We start from the raw sequence: 7,217 nt of genomic DNA on the forward strand, positions 1-7,217 counted from the left end.
GAGCGGGCGCGCCGCGCACTCCCAGTGGCCCCGGGCCGGTGAACGAGTCGGGGCGTACGCCCGGCGCCGTGGCCGCGTACAGCACGGGCAGCGCCCCGGCCGTCGCGGTCTGGGCGAACAGCAGGTTGCCGAGCGCCATCACCCGCTCCCTGCCCTGCCGCCGTTCCAGCCGGGGCCCCGCCGTCGTCAGGTTGGTCGAGGCGTACCCCGGGTGGGCCGCCGCGGCCACGATTCTCGATCCGGACCGCGCCAGCAGCCGGGCGAACTCGTGGACGAAGAGCAGGTTGGCGGACTTCGACGCACCGTAGGCGATCCAACGCCGGTAGTGGTGTTCGCTGTTGAGGTCTCCCATGTCGATGTCGGCCAGCAGGTGCAGCCCGCTCGACACCGTCACCACCCGCGCCTCGCCTGCGGCGCGCAGGGCGGGCAGCAGCAGACCGGTGAGGGCGTAGTGCCCGAGATGGTTGACGCCGAACTGCGTCTCGAAACCGTCGGCGGTCCGCCCGTAGGGCAACGCCATCACACCCGCGTTGTTGACGAGCAGGTCGACCCGGTCCGGGGCGTGCGAGGCCGCGAACTCCCGCACGGAGGCGAGGTCCGCCAGGTCCAGCGGTACGAACGCCACGTCCGCCTTGGACACCGCCCGCCGGATGCGGTCCGCCGCACCCTCCCCGCGTTCCTCGTCGCGGCACGCGAGCAGCACCCTGGCCCCGCGCCGGGCCAACTCCCTTGCCGTGACGAGGCCGAGGCCGCTGTTGGCCCCGGTGACCACGGCCGTACGGCCGCTCTGGTCGGGGATGTCGTGCGTGTTCCAGCCCTGGATCATGCGCCCCAGGGTACGGCCGGCGGCCCAGACCGTACGGCCCGGCTTCGGCGGGGCGGAAGAGCCGGACCGTACGCGGGAACCGGCCGGACCGTGCGCGGGAACCGGCGGGGCCGTACGCGGGAACCGGCGGGGCCGTGCGCGGGAACCGGCCGGTCCGTACGCGGGAACCGGCCGGTCGGGCCGCGGAACGGGTCAGCCGCGGAACGGGCCCTTCACCTCGTAGGTGATGCCGCCCGACGAACTCCCGCTGGTGCCGCGCTGCGAGGAGAAGTACAGCCGGGTGCCGTCCGGGGAGAAGGCGGGGCCGGTGATCTCGGAGGCGGACTGGCCGCTGACCCGCAGGAACGGTGACACGGTGCTCTGCGGGGTGATGAGGCAGATCTCCAGGTTGCCGCCGTCCTCCGCGACGTACAGGTCGCCGGAGACGGACCGGGTGACGTTGTCCACGCCGGTCAGCGGGGCGGTTCCGGAGGTGACGAGGGAGTCGTCGTAGACCAGCGAGATCGACGAGGCCGCCGCGTCGTACGCCCACACCCGGTTGTCGCCCTTGGAAGTGAACCAGCAGATGCCCGCCGCGTAGAAGCAGCCCTCACCGCCGTTGAAGACCTTGGCCCCGGAGACCTGGTAGCGGGTCTGGGTGGGGGTGCCGTCGGGGTCGGGGACCGTCGTCCAGGTCACCGGGCCGGAGGTGGCGGTCCCGGCGACCAGCACCTGGAGGGTGCCGCTCGACAGGTCGCCCCAGGTGGCCGGGCGGAAGCGGTAGAAGCGGCCGTCCGTCTCGTCCTCGGTGAGGTAGACATAGCCGTGGTCCGGGTCGGCCGCCGCCGCCTCGTGCTTGAAACGACCCATCGCCGGGCGCTGCACCGCCGCGTTCACGCCCCACGGGTCGGTCTCGTACACCGCGCCCCGGGTGACCTCCTCGCAGGAGAGCCAGGTGTTCCACGGGGTCCGGCCGCCCGCGCAGTTGTTGTTCGTACCGGACAGGACGCGGTACGAACCCGTCACCGTCCCGGCGGAGTCGAAGCGGATGGCGCTCGCGCCGCCGCCGCTGCCCGAGGCGACCTCGGAGTTCGACACGTAGATCCAGCCGGTGCCGTCGGTGAAGGTGGCGCCGCCGTCGGGCGCGCTGTGCCAGGCGTACGAGGAGCCGCTCACGGTCTGGCCCGACCGGGCGACGACCCGGCTGGTGAATCCGGCCGGCAGCAGGATGCCGTCGCTGTTGGCCGCTTGCAGGGCCCCGTAGGGGCCGGTGGCCGGCTGGGCGGGGGCGGCGGAGGCGGCACCCCGCCACAGGGTGCCGCCGAAGGCGGCGGCCGAGCTTCCGATCACCGCTGTGCGCAGGAAGTTCCGTCGTTCCACGATCACTCCACTGGTGACGTGCCATCCCGCCGGTCCGGTCGGCCCGGCGGGTCGCGCGTCAGCACCGTAGGGGAGCCCAGTTGACGGAGCGTCAATCACGCGTGAACGGAACGCGACCACCGTGCGGGGATCGGTCCGTGCCGCCGTGCGGGGGCCGAACTCACCGCCGTCCTACAGCTCCCGCAGGGTGAACGCCTCCACCGTCACCTCGTCGTCGTCCAGGCAGGCGCCCGTCGCGAGGTCGAACCGCTGCTTCAGCAGCGGCGAGGCCACGAACGGCCGCCCGTCGGCCGATCCGAGCAGCCCGCGCGAGAGGACGTACGCCCCCGTGAACGGGTCCCGGTTGTCGATCGCGTACGCGCGCCCCGCCCGGTCCGCGAACACCGCCACCTGGCGCCCGTCCGGGAGCAGCGCCGCCACCCCGCGGCCGGGGACCAGCCAGGAACGCTCGCAGATGGTGAACCAGCCGCCTTCGTAGGCAAGTTGCACCGCCGTGCCGAGGTCCGTCGTGGGTGCCTGGGCCGTCGTCGTCACCGTCATCAGGATGCAGTCCCTTCCAGGGTGCGGATCGCGAGCACCGGGCCCGCGAGGATGTCGAGGTCGGGCTTGACCTGGTCGCGCTCGGGCACGAAGCGGACCGAGGGGTCCGGCGCGTCGGGCGCGTTCACGAAGGTCACGAAGCGGCGCAGCCGCTCCGGGTCGTTGATGGTCTCGGCCCACTCGTCGCGGTAGCCCTTCACGTGGTCGGACATCATCCGCTCCAGCTCGTCGCAGAGCCCGAGCGAGTCGTGGACCACCACGTCCCGCACGTGGTCGAGACCGCCCTCGATCCGGTCCAGCCAGGCGGAGGTGCGCTCCAGTCGGTCCGCGGTGCGGATGTAGAACATCAGGAACCGGTCGATGAGACGTACGAGTTCGGCGTCCGACAGGTCCTGCGCGAGCAGGTCCGCGTGGCGCGGGGTCGCACCGCCGTTTCCGCCCACGTAGAGGTTCCAGCCGCCGGCGGTCGCGATGATCCCGAAGTCCTTGCCCCGGGCCTCCGCGCACTCGCGGGCGCACCCGGAGACCGCCGACTTGAGCTTGTGCGGAGAGCGCAGACCGCGGTAGCGCAGTTCCAGATCGATCGCCATCTTCACCGAGTCCTGCACGCCGTACCGGCACCAGGTCTGCCCCACACAGGACTTGACCGTCCGCAGCGACTTCCCGTAGGCGTGTCCGGATTCGAACCCGGCGTCCACCAGCTTCGTCCAGATCAGCGGGAGCTGGTCGACCCGGGCGCCGAAGAGGTCGATCCGCTGGCCGCCGGTGATCTTCGTGTAGAGCCCGAAGTCGCGGGCCACCTCACCGATCACGATCAGCTTCTCCGGGGTGATCTCGCCGCCCGGGATGCGCGGCACGATCGAATAGGAGCCGTTCTTCTGGAGGTTGGCGAGGAAGTGGTCGTTGGTGTCCTGGAGGGCCGCCTGCTCGCCGTCGAGCACGTAGCCGCTGGCGCCCACCGTAGGGGCGAGCGAGGCGATGATCGAGCCGACCGTCGGCTTGCAGACCTCGCAGCCGTCACCACCGCGCGCCCCCTGGCGGCCGTGCGAGTCGAGGAGTTCGGCGAAGGTGGTGATGCCCAGGGTGCGCACGATCTCGTAAAGCTCGCTGCGGGTGTTCGCGAAGCAGCCGCACAGGCCCGCGTCCGCGCTCTGCGGCAGCAGTTGGCCGATGACCTTGACGCAACTCCCGCAGCCCGTACCCGCCTTGGTGCACTTCTTCACCTCGGGCATGGTGGTGTGCTCGCAGATCGCGCCCTTGGTCACGTTGTGGCAGGAGCAGATCACGGCCTCGTCCGGCAGCGAGGACGGGCCCAGCACGACCGGGGTTCCCGCACCGGCCGGCAGTACCAGCTGCTCCGGGGAGACCGGCAGCACCGTGCCGGTCATCGGACGGAGCATGCCGTACTGGTCGGCGTCCCCGACCAGCACCCCGCCGAGCAGGGTGCCGTCCGCGCCGATCACCAGCTTCTTGTAGACCCCCGAGCGGGAGTCCGCGTACACCACGTCGAGGCAGCCCTCGGTCGCGCCGTGCGCGTCGCCGAACGAGGCCACGTCCACGCCGAGCAGCTTCAGCTTGGTCGACAGGTCCGCCCCGGTGAACGACGCCTCCTGGCCCGCGATCACTCCGGCGGTCGTCACCGCCATCTCGTAACCCGGGGCCACCAGCCCGTACACCCGGCCGTCCGAGGCCAGCGCGCACTCGCCGATCGCGAACACCGCCGGGTCGGAGGTGCGGCACTCCTCGTCGACGACGATCCCGCCGCGCGGACCGACCTCCAGACCGCAGTCGCGGGCCAGCTGGTCGCGGGGCCGGACGCCCGCCGAGAAGACCACCAGGTCGGTTGCGAGCGCCGAACCGTCCGAGAGAGCCATGCCGTTGACGGCGCCGTCCTCGCCGGTGGTGACCTCCTGGGTACCGACGCCCGTGTGGACGTTCAGCCCCATGGACTCGATGGTGCGCAGCAGCGCCGCGCCGCCGCCCTCGTCCACCTGGACCGGCATCAGCCGGGGCGCGAACTCCACCACGTGCGTCCGAAGACCGAGCCCCTTGAGTGCACCGGCCGCCTCCAGGCCGAGCAGCCCGCCGCCGACCACCGCGCCGGTCGTCGCGTTCTTCGCGTACTCCTCGATGGCGAGCAGGTCCTCGATGGTGCGGTAGACGAAGCAGCCCTCCGCGTCCTTGCCGGGCACCGGCGGGACGAACGGGAAGGAGCCGGTGGCCAGCACCAGCGTGTCGTAGCCGAAGGCGAGCCCGGAGCGCGAGGTGACCGTCCGGCCCTCGCGGTCCACCCTCTCGGCCGGGTCACCGACGTGCAGCTCGATGCCGTGGGTCTCCATGAAGCCGGTCTCGACCATGGAGAGCTCCTCGGGCGAGGTGCCGGAGAAGTACGAGGTCAGGTGGACCCGGTCGTAGGCGGGGCGGGGCTCCTCGCAGAGCACGACCACCCGCGGGCCGCCGGCCGCCGGGGTCAGGCCCCGCTCGGCGAGCGCCTCCAGGAACCGCTGGCCGACCATGCCGTGCCCGACGACCACGATCGTGTGCGCGGAGGAGGCCGCGGGAGTCGGGGAAGTCGGGGAAGTCGGGAAGGGGGACACCGGCATCTCAGAAGCCTCCGTCGTCGGTCAGCGGGTGGAGCGGGGACGTTCCCGCAGGGAGCGGTCGGGCGCCCTGCCGGGACGCGGTCGGCCCGGCCGACCGCTCGTCGTCATGGCATTGACGATGGGCGGTCGGTGTTACCCGACCGCATCCCGTCTGTTTCCCGGGAGGAACCTTGCGCTCAGCACGGGCCGGCGGCGGGTGTGAGGGCGCGTCCGGCAGCCTGGCCGGAGCCGTACGGCACAGAACCCCGCAGGTCGGGGCGGGTGCGGAGCACTCGATGCCGTCGCTTAATGTCCTGTGCATGCCTGACATAACCCTGACCACCGTCGTCCTGCTCTGCCTGGCCGCCTGCGCGGCGGGATGGATCGACGCGGTGGTGGGCGGGGGCGGGCTGCTGCTCCTGCCCGCCCTGTTGCTGGGACTGCCGCACCTTCCGGCGGCGCAGGTGCTCGGCACCAACAAGGCCGTCGCGATCGTCGGCACCAGCGGTGCGGCCGTGACCTACGCCCGCCGGGCGCCGGTGAAGGTCGGCACGGCGGTGCGGATCGGGTTGATGGCGCTCGCCGGGTCGATGACCGGGGCGTTCTTCGCGGCCGGGATCAGCAGCGACGTGCTCCGTCCGGTGATCATGGTGGTGCTGCTCGCCGTCGCCGCGTTCGTCCTGCTGCGTCCCTCGTTCGGCACGGCGGCCGCCGGAGAGGCGACGGACCGGCAGGTGACCCGGGCCCGTACGGTCACGGCGATCGTCCTGGTCGGCGGCGGGATCGGCCTTTACGACGGGCTCTTCGGGCCGGGCACCGGCACGTTCCTGGTCCTGGCGCTGACGGCCGTGCTCCACCTCGACCTGGTGACCGCTTCCGCCACCGCCAAGATCGTGAACGTCTGCACCAACGCCGGCGCGCTCGTGATGTTCGCCGTCCAGGGCACCGTGCTCTGGCAGCTGGCCGCGCTGATGGCGGTGTTCAACCTCGCGGGCGGACTGGCCGGAGCACGGATGGCGCTCAGCAGGGGCAGCGGGTTCGTCCGGGGCGTGCTGCTGGTCGTCGTCTTCTCGCTCGTCGCCAAGCTGGGCTTCGACCAGTTCACGGCCTGAGGTGTGTCCGGGCCGCCTGGGGCGCCCGGATCGCGTGGGTCGCCCCGGATCCGCTCAGGCGGCTTCCCGTACGTCCGTGAGGTGGGCGTAGACCACCACGTTGCCCTGGTAGCCGGTGTCCTTCGAGAAGCCGCCGCCGCAGGTGATCAGCCGCAGCGCGGCGTAGGGCGCCTTCCCGTAGACACGTGTACTGGGGAAGTCGTCGTTCTCGTACACCTCGATCGCGTCGATCGAGAAGACGGCGGTGCGCTCGTCCTGCCGCACCACCTCCACCCGGTCCCCGCGCTTCAGCGAGCCCAGACCGTAGAAGACCGCCGGGCCCTTCGCGTTGTCCACGTGCCCGGCCACGATCGCGGTGCCCCGGGCGCCCGGCTGGGCGCCGTCGCCGTACCAGCCGGCGAGGTTGCGGTCCTCCTCCGGCGGCACGTCCAGGCTGCCGTCCGGGCGCAGGGCGAGCCGGGTCATCGGCGCGTCCACGTCGATCTCGGGGATGCGGACGCGCACCGGTACGGACGGGTCAAGCGGCTCGGCCACGGGTGACCCCGGTTGGAGCTGCGGCCCCGCGGCGAACGCCTCGGCGGCGGACGGCTGCGGTGGCACCACCTGGGTGTCCGCGCCGTTCTGGATCAGCCAGACCCCGGCCAGCACGGCGACGCCGATCAGCCAGGCCCTGCCCTTGTGTGCCTTCTGGGACACGGTGCCGTCCTTCTCCTGCACAGGCCCGAGGGCATGCGGTTCCACGGGGGCGTACGGGTGTACGGGGCTACGGGCCGACGGGCGGGGCCCGGCCTTCCGGGC

6 protein-coding genes are annotated in these 7,217 nt (G+C 72.2%); 1 reads left to right on the top strand and 5 read right to left on the bottom strand.

Annotated elements, in window-relative coordinates:
• The 4 genes from ACFWEP_RS28955 to nirB form a co-directional block, all read right to left on the bottom strand.
• On the bottom strand, positions 1–826 hold an 826-nt coding region (locus ACFWEP_RS28955; protein WP_387374365.1), incomplete at its 3' end, for an oxidoreductase.
• Between the two features lie 192 nt (positions 827–1,018).
• Positions 1,019–2,185, bottom strand: coding sequence for an alkaline phosphatase PhoX (locus tag ACFWEP_RS28960; protein WP_387374367.1), 1,167 nt, complete (start codon positions 2,183–2,185; stop codon positions 1,019–1,021).
• Positions 2,186–2,356: 171 nt separating this feature from the next.
• The gene (nirD, locus tag ACFWEP_RS28965) at positions 2,357–2,725 is read right to left on the bottom strand and encodes a nitrite reductase small subunit NirD (protein ID WP_387374368.1); all 369 of its coding nucleotides are present in this window, start codon (positions 2,723–2,725) and stop codon (positions 2,357–2,359) included.
• Complete coding sequence (nirB, locus tag ACFWEP_RS28970; protein WP_387374370.1) at positions 2,725–5,328, bottom strand: nitrite reductase large subunit NirB; 2,604 nt, start codon at positions 5,326–5,328, stop codon at positions 2,725–2,727. The genes nirD and nirB overlap by 1 nt, the downstream gene beginning before the upstream one ends.
• 299 nt (positions 5,329–5,627) lie before the next feature.
• Between nirB and ACFWEP_RS28975 the strand changes: the two genes are divergently transcribed.
• Positions 5,628–6,419 (top strand): TSUP family transporter, encoded by a 792-nt coding sequence (locus ACFWEP_RS28975; protein ID WP_387374371.1) that lies wholly within the window; start codon positions 5,628–5,630, stop codon positions 6,417–6,419.
• Positions 6,420–6,473: 54 nt separating this feature from the next.
• Here ACFWEP_RS28975 and ACFWEP_RS28980 read toward each other — a convergent pair whose 3' ends face one another.
• Complete coding sequence (locus ACFWEP_RS28980) at positions 6,474–7,115, bottom strand: class F sortase (RefSeq protein WP_387374373.1); 642 nt, start codon at positions 7,113–7,115, stop codon at positions 6,474–6,476.
• Between the last annotated feature and the right edge of the window lie 102 nt (positions 7,116–7,217).

The sequence above is a fragment of the Streptomyces sp. NPDC060198 genome, from assembly GCF_042728415.1.
Taxonomy (GTDB): domain Bacteria; phylum Actinomycetota; class Actinomycetes; order Streptomycetales; family Streptomycetaceae; genus Streptomyces.